This is a genomic window from Chryseosolibacter histidinae, from assembly GCF_018598225.1.
Lineage (GTDB): Bacteria > Bacteroidota > Bacteroidia > Cytophagales > Cyclobacteriaceae > Chryseosolibacter > Chryseosolibacter histidini.
In genome coordinates this window covers 327,532-351,052 of record NZ_JAHESF010000002.1, presented here as the reverse complement: position 1 = coordinate 351,052, position 23,521 = coordinate 327,532, and the positions used below count along the sequence as shown (strand labels likewise).

Sequence of the window (23,521 nt, the reverse complement as noted above, 5' to 3'; positions counted from 1 at the left end):
TCAGGACGCTCCGTGACGCCCTCTCATACGTGTCACTCTAAAACTTAATCCCTATATTCGTCCCGCCAACTTAACCCGAGACGATGAACGAAAGCCTTTCCGCACAGTTAAACAACCCGAAGACTGTGAGAGCCTGGTGCATGTACGACTGGGCCATTTCAGTTTACAACCTGGTGATCACCACCACATTCTTTCCCATCTATTTTTTAGGCGTGACCAAATCAGCCTATGGAGAGAACACGGTACCGTTTCTCGGAAGGGAATTTAAAAACACCTCGTTGTATGACTATACGTTGTCATTCGCTTACCTGGCCATAGCGCTGCTGCTGCCCATCCTCACGTCCATTGCCGATTCGCGTGGCAACAAAAAGAAGTTCATGCAGTTCTTCTGTTACCTCGGCGGCCTGGCCTGCATTGGCATGTTCTGGTTTGGTGGCGGGAAGCCGAGCGTTGAGTGGGGTCTTACGTGTTTTATATTCGCCACCATCGGTTATGTGGGCAGCCTCGTGTTCTACAACTCTTACCTGCCTGAGATCGCGAAGCCTGAAGACCAGGACAGGATCAGCGCCCGCGGATTTTCCATGGGTTATGTAGGCAGCGTGCTGCTGCAGCTCATCGGGTTTGGCCTCGTGATCTACTTCAGTGGCAACGGTGATGAGACCTCAGGCCCGTTGTTCACGTTTCTGCTAACGGGCTTCTGGTGGATCGGCTTCGCACAGATCACCTTTGCGCAGCTGCCTGAACCGAAGGCGCCACCCGTAACCGGCAAGAACGTATGGGTAGCAGGGTTCCAGGAGCTCAAAAAAGTATGGACGCAGGTGAAGAAGCTGGTTGTTCTCAAGTGGTTTCTCATCGCATTTTTCTTTTATAGTATGGGTGTGCAAACGGTGATGCTGGCGGCAACTTTGTTCGGTCAGCAAACGCTTGGCCTGCCTGCCGACAAGCTGATCATCACGGTAGTGCTCATCCAGCTGGTAGCCATTCCCGGTGCCATCATCATGTCAAGGCTCTCGGCTAAGTACGGAAACGTTACGGTGCTCATGGGCGTGGTGCTGATCTGGATCGTGATCTGCTTTTCCGCTTACTATACTGCGGTGCTGAAGGAGAATGGAAATTTTGTGGAATATCATTTTTATGGCCTGGCAGTGCTCGTGGGCCTCGTGATGGGAGGTGTGCAATCGTTGAGCAGGAGCACTTACAGCAAGCTGATGCCGCCCACCAACGACACCGCGTCATTCTTCAGCTTCTACGACGTCACAGAAAAGATCGCCATCGTCATTGGCACTTTTGCTTTTGGCTACATCGATGAGATCTTCGGCATGAAGCATTCGGCACTACTGCTGGCGGTGTTCTTTGTGTTGGGTGTGGGCGCGCTCGTGATCACACGTAACAAGGAGAAACAGGTGCGTAAGGCGCTGCAGGCACAGCTCAATACCGCAGATGTTTAACGGTCATGCCGTTGTTGATCAGCTGCTTCAGTGAGTCGATGCCGATCTTGAGATGACGCTCGACAAATCGTTGCGTCACGGTCAAATCGCTTTTTTCCGTCTTCACACCTTCCGGCACCATGGGCTGATCTGACACCAGCAGCAGGGCTCCCGTAGGGATCTTGTTGTGGAAAGCCGTTGAGAAGATCGTAGCCGTCTCCATATCGATGGCCTGCGCGCGGATCTTGCGCAGGTATTCCTTGAACTCCTCATCCCATTCCCACACACGGCGGTTGGTGGTGTAAACCGTGCCCGACCAGTAATCCTGCCCGTAATCGCGGATGGTGGTGGAGATCGCCTTCTGCAGCGCAAAGGCAGGCAAAGCAGGTACTTCGGGCGGAAAGTAGTCGTTGGAGGTACCTTCACCACGGATGGCAGCGATGGGAAGGATCAGGTCTCCGATGCCGTTCTTCTTCTTCAGTCCGCCGCATTTGCCAAGGAACAAGGCCGCTTTGGGGGCGATGGCGCTGAGACAATCCATGATGGTAGCCGCGTTGGGACTGCCCATGCCGAAGTTGATAATGGTAATGCCGCCTGCAGTGGCGCTTCGCATGGGACGGTCAAGGCCGTTTACGGGCACACCATGCCACTCGGCAAACATCTTCACATAATTGTCAAAATTGGTCAGTATTATGTATTGGCCAAATTGCTGAAGAGGCTGCCCTGTATACCGGGGAAGCCAATTTTCAACGATTTCCTGTTTTGTCTTCATACTTTAAGTATTTTGTCGCCCCATGTACCAGCTTAACCTTCCGGTATTCGATTATAAGCTTAAAAAAGCAGATGGAAAAGTATGGATTTTTGATGTGATCCGGAAAAAGTATGTAGTGATCACGCCGGAAGAGTGGGTAAGGCAACATTTTATCCATTATCTCATCACCCACTTCAAATATCCCAGGTCGCTTGTGAAGGTGGAAGGCGGCCTTATTTACAACAAGCTTCAGAAGCGAAGCGATATTCTTGTCTTCGATCGTGAAGGCAATCCCTGGATGATCGTGGAGTGCAAAGCGCCCACGCTGCTGCTGTCAGAAAATACCTTGCGCCAGGCTGCTGTTTACAATGCTACACTGAAAGCAAAATATTTGACCGTTACCAATGGCTTGATGTATGTCTGTTCCGCCACGGACTGGGCACAGGGAACAACGGTGGTGCTGGAGGAGCTTCCGATTTATGAGGAAGGAATCTAGTGGGAGAGAATTAGAATGTAGAATTTAGTATTTAGAATGAAAGAGGAGTTAGAACTCAAAAGGGCTGCTACCCATTCTAAATTCTAACTCCTGAATTCTATATTCTTCTCAAAGAAATTTCTTCACATCAGTATAGTGCAGATTAAATGCATCTGCTACTGCCTTGTAAACCACTTCACCCTGGATCACATTGAGACCATTTCTGAGGTCGGTGTTCTCCACGCAGGCTTTCTTCCATCCCTGGTTAGCCAGGCGCACTGCGTAGGGCAGGGTGGCGTTGGTAAGCGCGAGTGTTGAAGTATAAGGAACTGCTCCGGGCATGTTAGCCACGCAGTAGTGAACCACATCGTCGATGATGAAGGTAGGATTTTCGTGTGTTGTCGGGGTGCAGGTTTCAATACAACCACCCTGGTCAACCGCTACGTCAACGAGCACGGTGCCGGGACGCATGGTCTTCAGCATATCGCGTGTGATCAGCTTGGGAGCTTTTGCACCAGGGATCAGTACGCCGCCGATGATCAGGTCATGATCTTTCACCAGCTCGCGGATGCTGTATTCATTCGATACCATGGTGTGAACGTTCTTCGGCATCACGTCGTCGAGGTAACGCAGGCGGGTGAGGTTAACATCCATGATGGTAACATCGGCGCCCATACCAGCAGCGATCTTGGCTGCGTTCGTTCCAACCACGCCACCACCAAGCACCAGCACTTTTGCGGGCTTCACACCGGGCACGCCACCCAGCAGGATGCCACGGCCTTTCAGCGGCTTCTCGAGATATTTTGCACCTTCCTGGATAGACATTCTGCCGGCCACTTCAGACATCGGGATCAGCAACGGTAAACTTCCGTCTACACGCTCTACGGTCTCGTAAGCGAGACACACAGCGCCGCTTTCAACCATTGCTTTGGCAAGCGGCTCATACGATGCGAAGTGAAAATAGGTGAATACTAACTGATCTTTCTTGATGAGCTTGTATTCCTGTTCAATGGGCTCCTTCACCTTGATGATCATTTCTGCCAGGCTGTAAACCTCCGCTGCATCTTTGATCATTTTGGCGCCAGCCTTTGCGTATTCTTCATCCGCAAAGCCGCTGCCTACACCTGCTGTTTGCTGCACATACACGGTGTGGCCGCGTTTTACCAGCTCTTGAGTACCGGCGGGTGTTAATGCCACCCTGTTCTCGTTATTCTTGATCTCTTTAGGAACACCAATAATCATGAATTCAATCGTTTTAGCGGGTGCAAATATATGGAGTAAGTAACGTCCTATACAGGGCATTTATAATCTTTTTTGCAAGCTGTTGCTCGCAGAATAAACTATTCATTTAAAGCATTGTATCTCTTTTAAATTTTGATGAACTTAAAAACACAGTTGATTATTCTGTCAGATTTTTAGCTTTGCCGAATCACATTTCATTCCCGCAGCATCGCACAAGCTTGAATTAAAGTGTGCGCGCAGGCACGCGGTTTTTTGAAACGTAAACGGTAATGGCTATTTTTGAACCTAACAGGTGTTCACTTCAACTTGAGAGACATTGAGTATAACAAAAGAAGTTAAGATCAAATTTTCGCAGGCAAAGGTCAAGGAAATCCTTGCCGACTATCGCCTCGCCGTGGAAAGCCGTGAAGCCAGCATCATTGGCCGAAAGGAAGTTTTCATGGGCAAAGCGAAGTTTGGCATTTTTGGCGATGGAAAAGAAGTAGCGCAGATAGCCATGGCGAAGGTTTTTCGCGAGGGAGATTTCCGTTCAGGATACTACCGCGATCAGACCTTCATGTTCGCTATCGGTGAGCTCACCGTGCAGCAGTACTTCGCCCAGTTATATGCGCATACCGATGTTGAAGCAGACCCCGCCTCCGCAGGCCGCCTCATGAACGGGCACTACGCTACACGCATGCTCGATGAGCACGGCCATCTGAAGAACCTGACATCACTGAAGAACAGCAGCGCAGATATTTCTCCCACGGCAGGGCAGATGCCCAGGCTGCTGGGACTGGCCTATGCTTCGAAATTATTCAGGAACAATCCCGCGCTGAAACAATACACCGGCCTTTCGCTGAATGGAAATGAGATCGCTTTCGGTACCATCGGCAACGCCTCCACGTCAGAGGGAATGTTCTTTGAAGCCATCAATGCAGCAGGAGTGTTACAAGTGCCTATGCTTACTTCCGTGTGGGACGATGGCTACGGCATCTCTGTTCCGGCGGAATACCACACTACCAAAGCGAGCATCTCAAAGGCGCTCGCCGGGCTGCAGCGTACCAAAACCGAAAAAGGTTTCGAGATCATCACCGTCAGGGGTTGGGACTACGCCGGCCTGATCGAAGCCTACCAGCGTGCCGAGAAGATCTGCCGCGAAGAGCATGTGCCGGTGCTCATGCACGTGGAAGAGATGACACAACCCCAGGGCCACTCCACTTCAGGCTCGCATGAACGTTACAAATCCAAAGAGCGGCTTGCATGGGAGGCGGCGCACGACTGCATCCGCAAGATGCGCGAATGGATCATTGACGAAGTGATGGTGCTGCCCGAAGAAGTAGACCAGGTAGAAAAAGAAGCGAAACAATCGGCCAAGCAGGCGCGCGACCGTGCGTGGAAAGCTTTTACGGAAGATATCAAAAAAGATCAGCACGCAGTAACACAGATCCTGGAGCAAGCAGAGAAGGAGAGTGCCCGCGCTTCAGAGATCGAAGAGATCCGCATCGAGCTGATCAAGTCGATCAATCCCACCCGCCTCGATACGATGAAGGCAGCGAAGAAAGCGTTGCGGGTGCTGCGCTATGAAGAGCAGCTCGAGTCACGTGCGGCACTCATTCGTTGGATAGAGAAGGCAGAGATCGACAACCACAGCCGCTACAGCTCACACCTCTACAGCGAATCCGACGAATCGGCATTGAAGGTAGAACAGATAGATCCTGTCTATTCAGAGACCTCTTCTATTGTTGATGGCCGTGAGGTATTGCAGATGTGCTTTGATGCGGCGCTCGCACGCGATCAGCGGGTGCTGGCCTTCGGCGAAGACGTGGGCAAGATCGGAGACGTGAACCAGGGATTTGCCGGGCTTCAGCAGAAATACGGAGACCTGCGCGTTACCGATACCGGTATCCGTGAGTGCACGATTATCGGGCAGGGCATCGGCCTTGCTTTGCGCGGATTGAGACCCATTGCAGAGATCCAGTATCTCGACTATTTCATTTATGCGCTTCAGACACTGTCTGACGATCTCGCATGCCTGCACTACCGCACCAAGGGAGGGCAGAAAGCTCCGCTGATCATCAGAACGCGCGGCCATCGTCTCGAAGGCGTCTGGCACGCAGGCTCGCCCATAGGCATGATACTGCACAGCCTTCGGGGCATCTATGTGCTGGTGCCGCGTAACATGACCCAGGCTGCAGGATTCTACAACACCATGCTGAAGTCGGATGATCCGGCCCTGATCATAGAATGCCTGAACGGCTACCGGCTCAAAGAAAAGCTTCCTGATAACATCGGCGAATTCACCCTTCCACTGGGTGTGCCTGAAATACTGAAAGAAGGATCGGATGTGACCATCGTAACGTATGGCTCGATGTGCCGCATTGTGATGGAAGCCGCGGAGGCGCTGGAGAATGCCGGCGTGTCGTGCGAAGTGATCGATGTGCAAACCTTGCTGCCGTTCGATATCCATCACCGCATCGTTGAGTCGGTGAAGAAAACCAGTCGTGTTGTGTTTGCGGATGAGGATGTGCCGGGAGGCACTACTTCATTCATGATGCAGCAGGTGCTGGAAGTGCAGGATGCTTACCGCTATCTCGACGCCAAACCGCTGACCATCGCCGCCAAAGAGCACCGGCCCGCCTATGCTTCTGATGGCGACTACTTCACCAAACCCAGCGCAGAAGATGTGTTCGAAGAAGTATACACCCTGATGCGCGACTGCGACCCGGAAAAATACCCGTCGCTTTATTGAAGGAGCACTGAAAGGCAAAAGTCGGAGCATAACCCCGACTTTAAACTTTAAATCTTAAACTTTAAACTTACTTCTTCCTGATCCTGGAAAGCTCGAACTCCGGGGTTTCGATCACGTTACTTTTGTTCAGCGCCTGGTCCTTGATCTGCACCCTCAGTTTTAACACCCTGGTGGAGAAGATAGACGTGAAGTCAAGGGAGTTCATGGTATAGCGGAGTGTTCCCTCCAGCGGCCCGGTGCGGTCAGACAACAGGGTGAAGCGTGCATCATAGGTCTGGCCAACGTTATTGCGCAGATCACAGCCGTCCGTTCTCCAGTCGTATTCGGCAAACCCGCTGGCGTCGGCTTTTGGATTTTGTGGATCCTTCACCAGAAAGTCAACTTCGATGTTGTAATGATCGGGGTTCACATTGAAATAAAGCGTGTCTTCGATCTCATAAAATCTTTTGCCCAAAAAGCTGATGGTATCGGTGAACTTGATGAGCGGATCGAACTTGGTAGGGTCAGTGGTGCTCCTCAGCACATTGAGGTCTTCACCTTCAATGAGGATCTTCCTGAAGTTATATACCGTGCAGGTGTAAGGAAAATTGTAGGGCGGTAAAACGGTGGAGAACCCAGCTTTTTTTCTTGTTCTCGGAAAAACCAGTTTGCCCTGGTTTGGATTGGGGATATCGATGATGTCCTGCATCTGGATCGACAGCGAGTAGGTGTTCACGGGCGTGAGCTGGCCGTTGTTTCCCAGGAAGAAGAAGGCATCGTTATAAGGAAAGCTTCTGTATTCAGGATTGCTGGCGTCCAGCCCCAGGTCACCATCTCCGTCTTTGAAATTCAGGTATAATATGAGCGAATCGCGATCGGGGAAAGGACCATCAACATATTCGATCTTCTCAAAATCGATTTCAGGTACAACGGGATATTGCGGCGGGTCGAAGCACGATCCAAAGACGACGATGCCAACAAAAAACGCTAGACCCTTTACTATCTTCATGCTCATGTATACTTAGACTGCTTAAATTACGTAACCGTTGGATACTTTTAAAAGTTTTGAGTTACAAATATACGCGGTAAACAACAGCTTTCCTGGAGGATATCGTTCCTGACGGCTCCATTTTCATACCTGCAACAATGGTGCCTCTACTTGTTTATAGCCTGAACTCTGAGGTTTCGATTATATTACTCTTATTCAGCGCCCGGTCTTTGATCTGAACCCGGAGCTTAAGCGTACTGGTAGTGAAGGTTTCCGTGAACGCAAGCGAGTTCATCACGTAGCGCAGTGTTCCTTCCAGGGGACCGTTGCGGTCAGACAGCACGGTGAAGCGTGCGTCGTAGGTCTGACCCACGTTATTACGCCGGTCGCAGCCATCCACTCTCCAGTCATACTCAACGAACCCCTCCGCATCAGCGTTCGCATGCCGCGGATCTTTAACAAGGAAATCGACTTCTATGTTGTAGTGATCAGGGTTCACCTTGAAGTAAAGGGTATCCTCGATCTCATAAAACGTTCTTCCCAGATAGCTGACGGTATCGGTAAACCTGAGCGCGGGATCAAATTGGGCGGGATCAGCCTCGCTTCTGAGCACGTTGAGGTCTTCATCTTCAATGAGGATCCTCCGGAAATTATATACGGTACAGGTGAACGGAAAATCGTAGGATGGTAAATAACCGAAATCCGCTTTTTTTGCTGTTCTCGGAAAAACTAATTTGCCCTGATTTGGATTGGGTATATCGATGATATCCTGCATCTGGGTGGACAGCGAGTAAGTGTTCACGGAAGTGAGCTGGCCTTTGTTTCCCAGGAAGAAGGAAGCGTCGTTAAAGGGAAAGCTCCTGTACTTCTCATTGCCGGCGTCGAGGCCCAGGTCACCGTCTCCGTCTTTGAAATCCAGGTACAGGATGAGCGAATCGCGTTCGGGGAATAAGCCGTCAACGTATTCGATCCTGTTAAAAGTGATTTGGGGAGCAGCGGGGTAGCGTGGCGGATCAAAGCACGATCCAAGGATGATGGTGACAACAACAAACGCTAAACCCTTTACTATACTCATATTCAGTTACTTAGACTGCTTAAATACGCAACGGTTGGATACTTTTAAAAATTTTGAGTCACGGCTATATTCGGTAAACGATAGCTCATTTGAGGATATTGCGCTGGACCTGTTCCGTTTTCAGGCCCGCAACAATGATATCTACAAGCGTTTCATAACACACCTGGGGTTACAAGCCGATAAAATTCATTCCCTGCAGTCCATTCCTTATCTGCCGATCTCGTTTTTTAAACATCATGCGGTGAAAACGGGCAGCTGGAATACGGAGACCTTGTTTGCCAGCAGCGGTACCGCCGGGGCAACCACCAGCACCCACCATATCAAAGACCTGCAATTCTACCGGAAGCATTCCGTGAAATGTTTCGAGCACTTTTTCGGTGACATCCGCGATTACCACTTCCTGGCGCTGTTGCCCTCATACCTTGAAAGAGACAATTCTTCGCTGGTGGCCATGATCGATTTTTTCATCCGCCAGAGCGGGTCGCCGCATTCGGGATTTTACCTGAACAATATCCCCGAGTTGCTCTCGGATCTTGAAAAACTGAAAAATACGGGAAGGAAGACCATTCTTTGGGGCGTTACGTTCGCCCTGCTCGACCTGGCCGAGACCATCAGGCCCGATCTGAGCCATTGTATCGTTTTTGAGACCGGGGGAATGAAAGGACGCCGCAAAGAGATCACGCGGCAGGAGCTTCACGAGGTGCTGAAGCAAGGCCTGAACGTGCCCAAAGTATATTCGGAATACGGTATGACCGAATTGCTTTCGCAATCGTATTCCAAAGGTCACGACCGGTTTTACTGTTCCCCCTGGAAAAAAATTATCGGGCGTGATCTTTCAGACCCCCTTGAAAAAGGGTTACAAAATGAAACTGCCGGGATTAATGTTGTAGACCTCGCTAACTGGCATTCTGTGGCCTTTATTGAGACAGAAGATCTTGGCAAGGTTTCTGATGATGGATCGTTTGAAGTGCTGGGAAGAATGGATAACAGCGATATCAGAGGCTGTAATCTGCTGGCTGGATAGTGAAAAAGGATTAGTTGAACAGCCAAATCAAAGGACGGACGACGGTAATTTCCGGCCAGTTTGTTTTGTAGATAAAGTATTTTATTTTTGTTGAAACACTAGCCAAACTAACCAATCCTGATAAAATGAAAAAGATCGTTGCTTTTATCGCTCTGGTCGCTTTTTTAAGCGCTTGCAGCCAGTACACTTGCCCTACTTACAGCAAGAAAGAGGCACCGAAGAAGCAAACCGCTGAAAACAGGATCTGATCTTAAGCTTTCTGATTTTCAGAGGTATTTCTCTACGTCCTGTGGCGATATCTCCTCGCCACTCATGATCACCAGACGCTCAACAACATTTCTCAGCTCCCGGATATTGCCTGTCCAATCGTGAGCCTTCAGCGCATCGATCGCTTTGGCATTGATGGCTTTCTTCTTTGCGCCGTATTCTTCGGCGATGTCGTTCAGGAATTTGTCCGTGAGCAATGAAATGTCATCTTTCCGTTCGTTGAGCGCGGGCACTTTGATCACGATCACGCTCAACCTGTGATACAGATCTTCTCTGAAGCGGTTTTCCGCGATCTCTTTCCGCAGGTCTTTATTGGTTGCCGCCACTACCCGCACATTCACCGTAATTTCCTTGTCACCACCAACCCTGGTGATCCTGCTTTCCTGTAAAGCCCTGAGCACTTTGGCTTGTGCCGACAGGCTCATGTCTCCGATCTCATCCAGGAAGAGGGTGCCGCCTTCCGCTAATTCGAATTTGCCGATGCGTTGTTTAATGGCCGAAGTGAAAGATCCTTTCTCATGTCCGAACAGCTCGCTTTCAATGAGCTCTGAAGGAATGGCAGCGCAGTTCACCTCCACCATGGGACCGTTGGCCCTTTTGCTGTTCTCATGCAGCGATTTGGCCACCAGCTCCTTTCCCGATCCATTGGGGCCGATGATCAGCACACGCGCATCCGTAGGGGCCACTTTGTCGATCATTTGACGCATCTCCATCCCAGGTTCTGATTCGCCCACCATTTCGAACTTGCGCGATATTTTTTTCTTCAGGTTCTTCGTTTCCCGGATCAGCGATGTTTTGTCAAGGGCATTGCGCAGGGTGATCTCGAGCCGGCCCAGGTCAAAAGGCTTTTGCAGGAAATCGAAAGCTCCCTTTTTCACGGCCTCCACGGCGATGTCTATATTGCCATGCGCCGAGATGATCACAAAGTTGGTGCTGATGCCTGCTTCTTTTGCCTTGTCCAGCACTTCCAGTCCGTCCATTTTCGGCATTTTGATATCGCAGATGCAAAGGTCGTAGCTTCCCTGCTCCAGCTTCTTAAAACCTTCCGCCCCGTCGCCAGCTTCATCTACTTCGTGCTGCTTATCTTGCAAGATCTCCTTAAGGATGGCGCGGATCTTGGAGTCGTCTTCTATGAGCAATATTTTTGACATGATCTGGAGGATAAATGAAGGCGTAAAATAAAGAAACCTTCCACGTTTCAAAAACCTGGAAGGTTTGTAAAAAGAAAAGCAAGTCTGTAAGCCGGGTTCTGTTCCTCCTCGGTTGAGCCGAGAGGGTCCTCATCATTTATCTGGTCCTGGTCTCACGATCAGGATCAAGCAATCTACCCACCCCGGTTATCCTGCCGAAGCAGAATAAGAAAACGAGCAGCTTCATGCCCGGGGCTTATTTGATCTTTCAACGCGTAAGGTTTACCCTGCGCCCCGCGTCGCCGCGGAACCGGTGAGCTCTTACCTCACCTTTTCACCTTTTCCCGTCCTGACAAGTCAGCACAGGTAGTTTGTTTTCTGTGGCACTTTCTGTTCCTCCGCCTAAACAGAGGCCCTTCCCGTTAGGAAGTACGATGCTCTGTGTTGCCCGGACTTTCCTCCCCATCCCGGCTGAGACGAGGCGATGAGGCAACTTGCTTTCCTCACAAAAATACGAAAATCGGTAAATCAGTAATCAGGTAATCGGTGATCAGTAATCAGTGATCGGTCAATTCAGTCTTCCGGTAGGGACGCCCTACCGATTACCGGTCACCGAATACCGATTACCATTAATGCACGTCCTGGCCGGTGAGCTTGTATTCGTAATGGTCAGCGAGCTGTGCCACCTCCTGAATCATTTCCTTCACCTGCACCTCCGAAGCCGAAGATGAAAGGCAGGAGGCCTCCACTTTTAAATAGCCGTCTTCCACCACAAACTTGCTGTAGTCGAAGTTGCCATTCTGCTCCATCAGCATCTTCAGGTCAAGGCCCGGGCTGAATTCGCAAACCTTGGACGTGAAGATCGCCTGGTCGCGGCCTGAAACAGGGCTCTTCTGTGAAATGGCCAGCACAGTCTGGAACCGGCTGGCATCAAGCGGCACCACGATCACCGATTTGGTGTGATCATAGTCGGTAAATTGTCCACCGATCTGGTCGGCGTATTGTTTAACAGTATTGATCAAATTCATGGGCAGATTGGTTTTTTGTTCATGGAAGTTAATCAAAACCCAGGGGAAGTGGGGGATGCCCGGGTAATTATTTTAGAACTGGAGGGCATGAAAAGCCACTCCTTTGCGGGAAAATTCAACAGCAGGTGCCGGGATCTTGATGGTGCTGGCAATAAAAATGAGTGTTTTCAGCACCTTTGATCGGGTTCTGATGGCGGTCAGGTCGAGGTCAATGGAAAGGTAATACTGACGATAGGCATCATAGCCCGATGCCGCGTTCTGGTCGTCCCTGGCGTACACCATGCCCTGTGCGCCGTATCCCGCGGCGAGGTTAAGCCATCGCGGAAAACGAATGAATTTATCCATATCGGCCGAAAGCCAGTAGGTCTGTCCGTTGTAATCTTTCAATATCTCACTGGTGCGACTGTCACCCAGCACTTCCGGGCGCAGCGCCGCATAACCTGTGCGCCGGAATGAGAATTTGGGAACGATCCTCACCTCATTCCACAGGCGTTGTTGCCCAAGGAAGAAAGCAGATCCTGCTGCGTCTGCCACAAGATCGCCGGTAGAGGCGCCATAGGCATCTGAAAAACCATCGAAGACCTCAACGGGCACCAGCACAAGAAAACCGGTAACTGCGCCCCACAGGTCTGCCTTTTGCGCGGGAACGTTGCTCCACTTCAGCGCCGCGGCAGTGCCATAGCTGAAATAGAATGCAGAATAGAAATGTCCCAGCTTGTCAACCTGTTTCCATTCGGCGTTATCATTGAAGAACCTGAACGATTGCTGCTTTGAATCACTGTACCAGAGGTGGTAAAGACCGGCCATGGTAAGGCCGTAGCCGGTGGCGGAGCCGATGATGAAGGTGTTGAATCTTTTTCTGTTGATCTGCAGCGTATCGCGTTGCTGTGCCAGGGTGGAAAGCGGCAGCAGCAGGAAGAGGAGCACATGAAGAACGTTTCGTTGCTTATTCGCCGCCATCGTCGTCTTCCTTGGTGGCTTCTTTGTTGTTATTGCTGCCCGCGTTGTCGTCTTTCTCTTTTTCTTTCTCTTCTTCCTTCTGTCTTCTGCTGCGGGCCGTGCGCCATAAATCTTTCAGCTCATTGAAGCTTTGGGTGTGCGTAAGGCTCACGCCTGTAGTCACGGAGTTGGCCGTGCCCATGCTGTTGAGCAGCGGGTTGATGTTGGTGCGGTTATACATTTTTACCCTGAGCTTGCCATCGGCCGTCAGCAGGTAGTCTACGGTCCAGTCGCCGGCGATGCTGTTGAGATTCTGGGTGTTCTGGCTGTTGCTGTTGCCCTGGTTGCTGTAGTAGGTGCCGTCGCGGGTTACGCGTAGCCTGCCGTTGAGGAACGAATAGGACACACGCAACTGGAAGGTATTGAACTGCTCTTCGTTCATCCGGCTGAAATCGACATCGATCTCGAGGTTCTCATCCATCTGGCTGATGAAGTTGCTCAGCTGGTTCGAGAAGAGCTCGCTCACACTGTTGATCACATCGGTGCCGCTGGTGTTGAACGATTCCGGGGGCGAGAACCTTCTGAGCATGATGAGGCTGAACACCTGGCGTTTCAATTCCTGTTCGTCAAGCTTGTTCTTGAAAGCCTGGAATTCGAAATCGAGTCGTACCGGCTGTGTTTCGCCCTCAACGATCAGGCTCGGGGGCAGATCTCTTGCCACAATATCGAATTTGATCTCTGACGAAAGCATCGGCCCTGTCACATTCAGCAGTACCTGCACCGGATATTTCCGCCGGAGCTGTGGAGCGTTCTGAAGATTCTGGTTGGTGAGGATCGGCCCGAAAAGCGCAAGCTGGTTATACGAAGCGGCGATGTCCAGGTTACCCTTGTAAGCATCTCCGTACCATGTAATGCGGCTTCCCTTTTTGATCTCGAATTCTTTGTTGATGATGTCGTAGAGTGTAAAGTTGTATCGCCCTTCCGTGAACTCGAACGGACCGAACATGTTGAACTCCCCTTTGGTATCGAGCTGCAGCTGGATCTCGCCATTGCCGCGGCCATAGATGATATCGCCTGCTTTCAGGTCGAAGATGATCTCGCAAAGAGCATCGGGTGTTACGTCGAGGTTGAAATCGAACGTGATGCCCGTCAGGTCGAGCTTCGACGATACATTCTTGGTAAGGTTGCGCTGGAAGGTGGTGTCTGAGAAGTTGACAAACTTGATGAATTCTTTTTTCTCCACTTCTGACACACCGCCGATGGGAATGGCGATCCGGGTGTTCTTGTCGGTACGCGCGTTGGCAACGAATTTTAGATTGGATACGGGCCCGATGATCTCCAGCCCGCCCGTGGCGTATCCCTGCCCATAGAAAAGGCTGTTGTCTTTCAGGGTAGTGTTCAGCACCTGGAAATTCCTGAAAGCCACATCGATGTTGAGCCGGGTGCTTTTGAAATCCTGGTGGGTGATGGTGCCATTGAGCTTCGCCTTGTTGCGCAGCACGTCGAGCATCTCGATGTCCTTGAAGTAAATGGAGTTGGGAGAAAGGCCTACAATACCCGTGAACTGATAGAGCGTTTTCAGGTAGTTCACCATGATCTGCCCGTCTGATACAGTGCCTTCCCCGAGAAGGGCGGGAGATTCTATACGGCCGGAGATACGGTAATCGCCGGTGATGGTGCCGCCGAGGTTGGAGAAGATCTCGTCGAAGAAAGGTTCGATGATCTTCAGGTTCGCTTTTTCGAGTCTGGCTGTGATGTCGAGCGGACTCGATTCGTATGACGGGTTATAAAAACCGTTCACGTTGACGATACGGCTTTCGTTGCGGTCTATAAAAAAGTTGATGAGGAACTTGTGCTCCAGCGTATCCCACTGGTTCTTACCCGTAATGTCGCCGATCAGGAACTTATCGATGGTCAGGCTGTCGATGCGCACATCGTTCTGAACGTAGGGATCCTTATAGTAGTTGGTGAGGTCGAACAGCGCTTCAAGCCTTCCGGAGATCTCCCTTCCGGTGATAGGGGTGAGGATGGAGAGGTCGAGGTTGCTCACCTGCAGCGACAGTTTCTCTTCAGGGTTTTCCGAGATCATGCCGTTGAACAGCACAGACTCCTGCTCGTGTCTGAAACGCAGGTCTTTCACACCGATGTTCTTCTTGTAGAGGGAGATCAGGTTGTTCGGATCGATGTTCCATCTTTTTTCCAGCAGGTTGATGGTGGAGGGCAGCATGCGGATCTGCGTGCTGTCTTTCAGAAAGTCCACCGCGCCCTTCAAGCGCACGTAGTTGGTCTGCTCTTCCTGGTCGGCATCGAGACCGAAGTCGATGTGGTTCTTGTTCCAGATCGCTTCCGCGATGAAGTTCTTCGTCTTCAGGTTTTTGCTGAGCAGCTGCCGCTCGGAATTGACAAAGGCCATGGCCAGCACGCTGGTACTGTCGGCGATCTTCGAAGCCGTTAATTCAGCTTCGGTATTCAGGAAAAGTGTTTTGTTGTAACCCAGCGAATCGATGGAGGAGTATGCCTGCAGAATGGTGGTGTAGCCGCTGGTGAACTTGCCTTCGATCTTTGTTTTATCTGAAACGAACAGGTCTGCCTTCATCAGGTCTATAAGCGGCGCCACGTGTTTCAGGTTTACCGTGAATACCGCCTGATACGACTTCGGCCTGTAGTTCTTCGTTCTGTAATATTCGTTGATGGCCTGCTTATCGTTCTTGATGTTCAGCATGATTTCCTGAACCAGCTTTTGAACGTCTTTCGAAATGTCTGACAGCAGAAAATCGCCGTGGGCTTCGGCATCTATCAGCGTTGATTGAATGTTGATCGACCGCTGCGCCTTGTTTTTGTCGGCTGCCAGGTGAATGTTTGACAGTGTGAGTCGCTGGTCGTCATAATGAATGGTGAAATCCTGTAGGTCGGCTGTTCCCATGAGGCTGTCGATGTCAAGCCCTTTGGTATTGATATCGAGCCGGGAGTGCAGAAATACGTTGTGGTCGGTAAAGTGAAGCTTATGGAGGTACGCCGTGTCAACTTGTGCCTGCACCTTAATGATGTCGGCGCCTTTTCTCAGGTCAACAGAACCCTTAGCGGAGAACTGCAGGTTTGGATCGTCTATCTTAAAAAAGCCGTTGAAGAGCTCCGAAGCAAACCGGGCGTTGGTTTCGATGTTGGTGTAATCATAGCCGCGGATGCCGATGGACCTGACCTTTCCGTTGAGGGTGAAATCGGCGGTCTGAAGCGTGAGGCCAGACCCCTTCACCTTGCCATCGAGGTTTACCTTCTGAAAATTGGTGGTGTCTTTCAAGTATAACCCCAGGTCGAAATCCTTGAGTGCCAGCGCGCCGCTGTAAACAGACCTGTCGAAGTCTTTTTCGTTCACCTTAAAGTTGATATCGGAGGTGATATTGCCCAGGTTGCCGGAGAAATTGCCCTTGGCAACAAAGTCGTTGGGGTAGCCCAGGAACTGCCCGTCGAGCGAAACACGGCCGATGGGGGTAAGCCGGCTCATAAAATCGCGGTTGATGGCAAAGCCCAGGTCGTTGAACTCGAGCCTTGAATTTTTCAGGTCGAGGATAATAAAGGTTTCGCTCAGGTCGGGCAGGCCTTCCATGTCAAGCGATCCGCGCAGCACTGTATTGCCGGCGGCCACTTCCATGTCTGTGAACTTGAAGTTGTTCACCCGGCCGTTGAAGATGCCATTGAGCGTGATGGGCTGCGTCATCCTGGCGGCCTCCGGTGCAAAGAGCGCGAGGTCTTCCGGCTGAAGGATGGTGTTCTCGAGCCGGGCATGGATGTTTACTTTGTCGATGAAGTCGCTGAGCTCGCCCTGTCCGTTGAAGGTGAAGATGATCGAATCGGTGATGATGCTGTTATTGGCCTTCAGCTTGAGGTCGGTAAATTCCATCCGCTGCTGCGAGATCAGGAAGAAGGTGGAAAGCTCCTTCAGGGCAAGTTTGCTCTGCTGGTCGGTTGCCAGCATGGTGGTCACGTTGAACTGAATGGTGTCGCCCAGGATCAGGAAGTTCTGGAGCTGGCTTTCGTCGATATCCAGGGTGAACTGATTGTAGTTGAATCCGGTTTTGATGGAATCGCGGAATTGGTCCACGTAGCTGAAGAGGCTTTTGTTCAGCACGGTCTCGCCGATGTTGATCCTTGGGCTCCGGCCCGGGGTGGTTGATTGGGATGCGAAATGTTCGTTGATGCGGTTTACAAAAACATTGATGTTCAGGTTCTGCGAAGTATCGCTCCCTTCGGGGATCTTGGTGAAGAGCACGTGGGCATTTTCGAGGTAAACACCGTCGATGTTCACATCTTGTTGCTGCAGGAGCTGGGTGAGCCTGAAGTTAATGACGATCTTTTGGGCGGCGATCATCTGGTTGCCGGCGGGGTCAAAAACAGTGACTTCTTCCAGCTCGAGCCGGTCGAACCACAAAAGCCTGAAATTCTTGATGGTGGAGGTAAATCCGGTGATCCGGGAGAAGCTGCCCAGGTATTTGTCGATCAGGGCATCCTGCACGGCTGGGATCTGGAGCGTCAGAAAAGCGGATATGACCAGAAACACCAGTCCCGTGATGGTATAGGCAGATATTTTCCGAATCCTATTTTTAATAACTTGCCGGTTCATTTTTAACTCATGCGTCCCGTCATCCTTGCCATTGAGTCATCATGCGATGAGACTTCCGCCTCTGTGATCAGAAACGGCAAGGTACTCAATAATATTATTGCCTCACAGGCAGTTCACCAAAAATACGGTGGTGTGGTGCCTGAGCTGGCGAGCCGTGCACATCAGCAAAATATTGTGATGGTGGTAGACCAGGCCATGCAGGAAGCCGGGGTCCAGTCTACCGACCTCGATGCCATAGCGTTCACCCGCGGGCCTGGTCTCATCGGATCGTTGCTGGTGGGCGTATCGTTTGCCAAGGGTATGGCCCTGGCCCTCGACATCCCACTCATCGAAGTGAACCACATGCAGGCCCACGTGCTGGCACACTTCATCGAAGATCCTAAACCCGGGTTTCCATTCCTCTGCCTCACCGTAAGCGGTGGCCACACCCAGATCGTGAAGGTCACCGATCCCTACACCATGGAAGTGATCGGCCAGACCCAGGACGACGCCGTGGGGGAAGCCTTCGACAAAGCTGCCAAGATCATGGACCTTCCTTATCCCGGTGGACCACTGATCGACAAGTACGCACAGCAGGGAAACCCCAGGGCATTCAGGTTCTCACAGACCTCCATGCCGGGCCTGGACTTTTCGTTCAGTGGCATCAAAACAGCGTTCCTGTATTTTCTGCGCGACGCCGTGAAGACAAACCCTGATTTCATCAAACAAAACCTCGCTGATATCTGCGCCAGCCTGCAGCATCACCTCGTGTTTATGCTGCTGACCAGGCTGGAACAGGCCAGTGCGCAGACCTCTATCAAAAACATTGCCATTGCTGGCGGCGTATCGGCCAATTCGGGGCTTCGGAAAAGTTTACAAGAATTGGGTGAAAAACGAGGATGGAGTGTCTTCATCCCCAGGTTCGAATACTGCACCGATAACGCCGCCATGATCGCCATGGCCGCACACTTTAAATTTCTGAAAAAAGATTTCTGTACATTAGAGGTTACACCCCTGGCAAGAATGCCGGTCTGATCTGTCTGTTAAACGGTGTTATATCCATGAAAGATATCTTCAAGGCTGGCGATGTCAAGCAATACCGCAAAGTGGTGCAGACCAGCGATGTTGCAGCGTTTCATGGTGAAGTGGTGCATCCGGTATGCTCCACCTTTACACTGGCTCGTGAGATGGAATGGACAACCCGCCAATTCGTGATCGACCTACGCGACGCCGACGAAGAAGGGGTGGGCACGTACATCAGCATCGAACATAAAAGTCCGGCTTTTGTCGGCGAAGAAATTATATTTACGGGCAGAATAGAACAACTCAGCGGCCATGAGCTGATCTGCAGCTGCGATGCGCATGTAGGCACGCGGTTGATCGCCACGGGAAGAACGGGGCAGAAGATCCTGAAAAAGGAAAAGATCGAAAAACTGTTTAACCCTGTATCCCGTTAATGGAATCCACCGTAACAGGTCAGGAGCAATTAAGAGATGAGCAAAGAACGATTTTCAAATAACATCAACATCCGGAACCGCCAGGCGGGGTTTGAGTATGAGCTGCTGGATAAATATGTGGCGGGCATCGTGCTCACGGGCACGGAGATCAAGTCGATACGCGAGGGCAAGGTGAACCTGCAGGATGGTTATTGTTACATCAACAACGGAGAGATGTTTGTGAAAGGGGTGAACATAACACCTTATGCACAGGGCACACATTACAACCATGAGGCCACGCGCGAGCGCAAGCTGCTTCTGAAAAGATCCGAGATCAGAAAAATGGAAGGCAAGATCGAGGAGAAAGGACTGACGCTGGTACCCGTAAGGTTGTTCATCAACGATCGCGGTTTCGCAAAAATGGAAATAGCGGTAGGACGTGGCAAGAAACTGCACGATAAACGCAACAGCATCAAAGAGCGCGAAGCCAAACGCGAGCTTGATAAAATGAAGTTTTAACACCAGGCAGATGGAACCAATCGAATTCGGTATTTGCCGTTTGAGCGTGGTCTCCGTCAGGAAAGAACCTGACGATCGCGCTGAACAGGTAACACAGCTGTTGTTCGGAGACCATTATGAGGGCATCGAGCTCACCAAGGACCGCAAGTGGCTGAAGATAACCATCAACTTCGATCAGTACACCGGCTGGATCGATGCGCGGCAACATCAGTCCATCTCAAAGGAGTACTACGATCACATCAACATCGCGGAGTTCAAGATCACGACCGACGTAACGGCCAGCCTGCTTTACAACAAGAGTCCGCTCATGATCCTCATGGGCAGCATCATCCCCATCTCCAGCGCGGAGCTTTTCAAGATGGAAGAACAGTTTGCCTTTAATGGCGAAGCGAAGAACCTGGGACAAAAAAGGGAGTTCGATTTCGTAAGGACGGTAGCCCAGAAGTATCTGAATGCCCCGTATCAGTGGGGAGGAAAGAGCCCTTTCGGGATAGATTGCTCGGGGTTTACCCAGATGGTGTTCAAGATCGCGGGATACAGGCTTTCACGTGATGCCTGGCAGCAGGCGACACAAGGTAAGGCCATCGGCGCATTGCACGAGGGCGGCCCGGGAGACCTGGCATTCTTCCGGAACCCTGAAGGCAGGATCGTACACACCGGCATTTTGCTCGGCCCTGACAAGATCATTCATGCTTCGGGCAAGGTGCGGATCGACCACCTTCATGAAGAGGGTATCCTGAATGCCGACACCAAAGTTTACACCCACCAGCTTTCGCACCTCAGGCGTATCCTCGCAGCGTAAATTTAAGGTGGATTCTTCGTTCAATTCGCCAAAACAAGCCCGTCAGGCCCTTTGTTAGTTCAAAGATTGGGCTTATCTTACCATCATGAATAGTAGGGTATTGGTGTTGAATCAGGATTTTAGCCCGCTGATGGTCTGTTCAGTGGAGCGGGCATTTATTCTCGTGTATCTCAAAAAGAGTGAATTGGTGCGCCCCGCTAACGGACATAAGTTGCATTCGGTAACACAAACCTATCCGATGCCTTCGGTAATACGCTTGAATCGATATGTTAACGCCCCTTACAAGGGCGTTAATCTTACCAGGCAAAATATATTCAAACGCGACAATAACGAGTGCCAGTATTGCGGCACCAAAAAAGAGCTCACCATAGATCATGTCATACCCAGGGCACGGGGCGGCAAAGATACCTGGACGAACCTTGCAACGGCCTGTAAAAAGTGCAATGCCAAGAAGGGCGACTATACACCGGACGAAGCCGGCATGCCGTTGCGAAAAAAACCTTACAAACCTTCTTATTCAATTTTTCTCAGAGACCATTTGAACGGGCAAGGCAGCGAATGGGATGCCTTTCTCAGCGATCAGGGTCATTAACAAACCACAATGTTTAGTCTTTCAAAAAAAACTGCTGTTATCACCGGAGGTGGAAGTGGAATAGGTAGGGCTGTGGCCGAAGTTTTTGCACAGCAAGGTGCTACCGTATTTGTTCTCGAATTAAATGAAGATGCTGCCAAAGAAAGCCTGAAGAGCATCAGCGCAAAAGGTGGCAAAGCCTATAGCTTCGCCTGCAATGTTGCCGATCAGTCGGCTGTAAAGAATGTGATGGCAGAGATCGTTCAGCAGACCGGGCGTGTAGACATCCTCGTGAACAGCGCCGGCATTGCCCACATCGGCAAGCTGGAGAACACCGCTGAAGCAGACCTGGAAAGGATCTTCCAGGTGAACGTAAAGGGAGTTTACAACACCATGTTCGCCGTGATCGAGCAAATGAAGAAGCAGGGGGGCGGCGTGATCCTGAACCTGTCTTCCGTTGCGGCAGCAGTGGGCATCGCAGACCGTTTTGCATATTCCATGAGCAAAGGTGCCGTGCTTACCATGACCTATTCAGTAGCCAAAGATTATATCCAGCACAACATCCGCTGCAATTGCATTTCGCCGGCCCGTGTGCATACCTCTTTCGTAGACGGCTTTCTGAAAGCCAACTATCCCGGAAAAGAACAGGAAATGTTTGAGAAGCTTTCCAAAACCCAACCCATCGGCAGAATGGGCAAGCCCGACGAGATCGCAGCACTGGCCCTGTACCTGTGCTCAGACGAGGCCTCGTTCGTGACCGGCACCAATTATCCGATCGACGGTGGATTTATTACTTTAAACACATAAACACTTGACGCTCTCCGGCAGGAGAGTTATTTCGCAGTATGAAACTTTTACGCTTTGGTGAACCCGGAAAGGAAAAACCCGGAGTCCTTGTTGACGAAAAAATCCTTGATGCCTCTTCCTTCGGTGAAGATTTTGGCGAACGCTTTTTTGAGACCGACGGATTATCACGATTGAAGAAATGGCTGGACACCAACCAGTCGACACTTCCCGTAGTGAGTGGCGTGCGTTTCGGCGCCCCTTTCACAAGACCTTCCAAGATCATTTGTGTGGGATTGAATTACTCCGATCACGCCAAGGAGACCGGTGCAACGTTACCCACGGAGCCGATCCTGTTCTTCAAGTCCACCACAGCGCTCACTGGCCCCAACGATCCCGTGGTGATACCCCGCAAAAGTCAGAAAACGGATTGGGAAGTAGAGCTTGCCGTAGTGATCGGCAAAAAGGCTACCTATGTGAGCGAGCAGCAGGCCCTGGATTATGTGGCCGGATACTGCCTGCACAATGATTACAGCGAAAGGGAATTTCAGCTCGAACGCAATGGGCAGTGGGTGAAAGGAAAAAGCTGCGACACCTTTGCGCCCATCGGACCTTACCTGGCAACGAAAGACGAAATAAAAGATCTGGATAACCTCAGGCTCTGGCTTTCAGTGAACGGCAAGAAATACCAGGACGGCAACACCGCCAACCTCGTTTTCAAAGTTCCGTTCCTGGTAAGTTACATCAGCCAGTTCATGACCCTGCTTCCGGGAGATGTGATCTCGACAGGAACACCCGCCGGTGTAGGCCTCGGCTTCAAGCCCCCGATCTACCTGAAAGCCGGAGATGTGGTGGAACTTGGCATCGACGGCCTGGGAACACAAAAGCAGATTGCGCAAAACCATTCATGATCCCATTCCACCGTTGTCAATGACCATTGATTCACATCAGCATTTCTGGAAATATAATCCTGTGAATCACGGATGGATCAATGACGAGATGCAGAACATCCGCCGCGATTTTTTGCCCGACCAGCTTGGACCATTATTGCGTGAACATCACATCGATGGCTGTGTTACCGTGCAGGTAGACCAGACCGAAGATGAAACGATGTTCATGTTGTCTCTGGCCGAACGCTATGATTTTATCAGGGGCGTGGTAGGCTGGATCGACCTCCGCTCACCAGATCTTGAAGAACGGCTGCAGCACTTCAGGCAGTTTCCCCGCCTGAAAGGATTCCGCCACATCGTTCAGGGCGAACCGAAAGGTTTTTTGGCTGATCGCAAATTCATTGAAGGAGTGAACAAGCTAGCGCGTTACAATTTTACGTACGACCTGCTCATCTATCACCATCAGCTTGAAGAAGCGCTGGCTTTCGTCAGGCAGGTACCCGATGTGAAGATCGTGGTGGATCACATCGCCAAACCATCGATCAGAACAGGAGAGAAAACACACTGGGAGCTGAATATGGCCGCGCTGGCCACTTTTAAAAATGTGTATTGCAAGGTCTCGGGTATGGTGACGGAAGCGCGCTGGAAAGACTGGAAGCAGGAAGATTTCAATCCTTACCTCGACGAGGTCTTTGAAACGTTTGGTACGTCACGGGTGATGTACGGATCAGACTGGCCCGTGTGTCTGGTGGCGGCAAGTTACGGTGAGCAGCTTGCCATTGTGCAACAATACATCGCGGCACTATCAGAGTCAGAAAAGAAATTGGTTCTTGGTGAAAATGCCAAAACATTTTATAATCTTTAATT

20 protein-coding genes and 1 other RNA gene are annotated in these 23,521 nt (G+C 50.9%); 12 read left to right on the top strand and 9 right to left on the bottom strand.

What is annotated here, in order from left to right:
• Positions 1-83 precede the first annotated feature (83 nt).
• The gene (locus KK083_RS03090; protein WP_254160590.1) at positions 84-1,448 is read left to right on the top strand and encodes an MFS transporter; all 1,365 of its coding nucleotides are present in this window, start codon (positions 84-86) and stop codon (positions 1,446-1,448) included.
• Here KK083_RS03090 and KK083_RS03085 read toward each other — a convergent pair.
• On the bottom strand, positions 1,429-2,199 hold the full coding sequence (locus tag KK083_RS03085) for an AMP nucleosidase (RefSeq protein ID WP_254160588.1): 771 nt from the start codon (positions 2,197-2,199) through the stop codon (positions 1,429-1,431). The two genes, KK083_RS03090 and KK083_RS03085, sit on opposite strands and share 20 nt — an antisense overlap.
• A gap of 22 nt (positions 2,200-2,221) precedes the next feature.
• Here KK083_RS03085 and KK083_RS03080 point away from each other — a divergent pair, with 22 nt between their 5' ends.
• A complete protein-coding gene (locus KK083_RS03080; protein WP_254160586.1) occupies positions 2,222-2,674 on the top strand; it encodes a type I restriction enzyme HsdR N-terminal domain-containing protein in 453 nt (150 codons plus the stop codon).
• Between the two features lie 108 nt (positions 2,675-2,782).
• Here the strand turns inward: KK083_RS03080 and ald are convergent, their stop codons facing one another.
• Positions 2,783-3,895, bottom strand: coding sequence for an alanine dehydrogenase (gene ald / locus KK083_RS03075; protein ID WP_254160584.1), 1,113 nt, complete (start codon positions 3,893-3,895; stop codon positions 2,783-2,785).
• A gap of 316 nt (positions 3,896-4,211) precedes the next feature.
• Between ald and KK083_RS03070 the strand changes: the two genes are divergently transcribed.
• On the top strand, positions 4,212-6,626 hold the full coding sequence (locus KK083_RS03070; RefSeq protein ID WP_254160582.1) for an alpha-ketoacid dehydrogenase subunit alpha/beta: 2,415 nt from the start codon (positions 4,212-4,214) through the stop codon (positions 6,624-6,626).
• 67 nt (positions 6,627-6,693) lie between these two features.
• On the opposite strand, the gene KK083_RS03065 is transcribed toward KK083_RS03070, so the two are convergent.
• Both KK083_RS03065 and KK083_RS03060 read right to left on the bottom strand, forming a co-directional pair.
• On the bottom strand, positions 6,694-7,614 hold the full coding sequence (locus tag KK083_RS03065; protein WP_254160580.1) for a hypothetical protein: 921 nt from the start codon (positions 7,612-7,614) through the stop codon (positions 6,694-6,696).
• Positions 7,615-7,768: 154 nt separating this feature from the next.
• A complete protein-coding gene (locus KK083_RS03060) occupies positions 7,769-8,668 on the bottom strand; it encodes a hypothetical protein (protein WP_254160570.1) in 900 nt (299 codons plus the stop codon).
• A gap of 34 nt (positions 8,669-8,702) precedes the next feature.
• Between KK083_RS03060 and KK083_RS03055 the strand changes: the two genes are divergently transcribed.
• Positions 8,703-9,692 (top strand): acyl transferase, encoded by a 990-nt coding sequence (locus tag KK083_RS03055; RefSeq protein WP_254160568.1) that lies wholly within the window; start codon positions 8,703-8,705, stop codon positions 9,690-9,692.
• A 266-nt stretch (positions 9,693-9,958) separates the two neighbouring features.
• Here the strand turns inward: KK083_RS03055 and KK083_RS03050 are convergent, their stop codons facing one another.
• From KK083_RS03050 to KK083_RS03030, 5 genes are all read right to left on the bottom strand, one after another.
• Positions 9,959-11,110, bottom strand: a complete 1,152-nt coding sequence (locus KK083_RS03050) for a sigma-54-dependent transcriptional regulator (protein WP_254160566.1) — start codon at positions 11,108-11,110, stop codon at positions 9,959-9,961.
• Positions 11,111-11,181: 71 nt separating this feature from the next.
• Positions 11,182-11,590: RNase P RNA component class A (gene rnpB, locus KK083_RS03045), an RNA gene on the bottom strand.
• A gap of 128 nt (positions 11,591-11,718) precedes the next feature.
• Complete coding sequence (locus tag KK083_RS03040) at positions 11,719-12,117, bottom strand: hypothetical protein (protein ID WP_254160564.1); 399 nt, start codon at positions 12,115-12,117, stop codon at positions 11,719-11,721.
• A 72-nt stretch (positions 12,118-12,189) separates the two neighbouring features.
• Complete coding sequence (locus KK083_RS03035; protein WP_254160562.1) at positions 12,190-13,044, bottom strand: DUF2279 domain-containing protein; 855 nt, start codon at positions 13,042-13,044, stop codon at positions 12,190-12,192.
• A gap of 19 nt (positions 13,045-13,063) precedes the next feature.
• Positions 13,064-17,674, bottom strand: coding sequence for a translocation/assembly module TamB domain-containing protein (locus tag KK083_RS03030; protein ID WP_254160560.1), 4,611 nt, complete (start codon positions 17,672-17,674; stop codon positions 13,064-13,066).
• A gap of 9 nt (positions 17,675-17,683) precedes the next feature.
• Here KK083_RS03030 and tsaD point away from each other — a divergent pair, with 9 nt between their 5' ends.
• From tsaD to KK083_RS02990, 8 genes are all read left to right on the top strand, one after another.
• Positions 17,684-18,688, top strand: a complete 1,005-nt coding sequence (gene tsaD, locus KK083_RS03025; protein WP_254160558.1) for a tRNA (adenosine(37)-N6)-threonylcarbamoyltransferase complex transferase subunit TsaD — start codon at positions 17,684-17,686, stop codon at positions 18,686-18,688.
• Between the two features lie 26 nt (positions 18,689-18,714).
• Positions 18,715-19,110: a thioesterase family protein gene (locus tag KK083_RS03020; protein WP_254160556.1), complete on the top strand. Its 396-nt coding sequence runs from the start codon at positions 18,715-18,717 to the stop codon at positions 19,108-19,110.
• Between the two features lie 36 nt (positions 19,111-19,146).
• Entirely contained in the window at positions 19,147-19,608 is a 462-nt protein-coding gene (gene smpB, locus KK083_RS03015; protein ID WP_254160554.1) for an SsrA-binding protein SmpB, read from the top strand.
• Positions 19,609-19,618: 10 nt separating this feature from the next.
• The gene (locus KK083_RS03010) at positions 19,619-20,410 is read left to right on the top strand and encodes a C40 family peptidase (RefSeq protein WP_254160551.1); all 792 of its coding nucleotides are present in this window, start codon (positions 19,619-19,621) and stop codon (positions 20,408-20,410) included.
• 85 nt (positions 20,411-20,495) lie between these two features.
• Positions 20,496-21,002: an HNH endonuclease gene (locus KK083_RS03005; RefSeq protein ID WP_254160550.1), complete on the top strand. Its 507-nt coding sequence runs from the start codon at positions 20,496-20,498 to the stop codon at positions 21,000-21,002.
• Positions 21,003-21,011: 9 nt separating this feature from the next.
• Positions 21,012-21,788, top strand: a complete 777-nt coding sequence (locus tag KK083_RS03000; protein WP_254160547.1) for an SDR family NAD(P)-dependent oxidoreductase — start codon at positions 21,012-21,014, stop codon at positions 21,786-21,788.
• Between the two features lie 38 nt (positions 21,789-21,826).
• A complete protein-coding gene (locus KK083_RS02995) occupies positions 21,827-22,675 on the top strand; it encodes a fumarylacetoacetate hydrolase family protein (protein WP_254160545.1) in 849 nt (282 codons plus the stop codon).
• Positions 22,656-23,519 carry an amidohydrolase family protein gene (locus tag KK083_RS02990; RefSeq protein ID WP_254160543.1) on the top strand — a complete coding sequence of 288 codons (864 nt, stop codon included), beginning with the start codon at positions 22,656-22,658 and terminating at the stop codon, positions 23,517-23,519. The genes KK083_RS02995 and KK083_RS02990 overlap by 20 nt, the downstream gene beginning before the upstream one ends.
• The last annotated feature ends 2 nt before the right edge of the window (positions 23,520-23,521 follow it).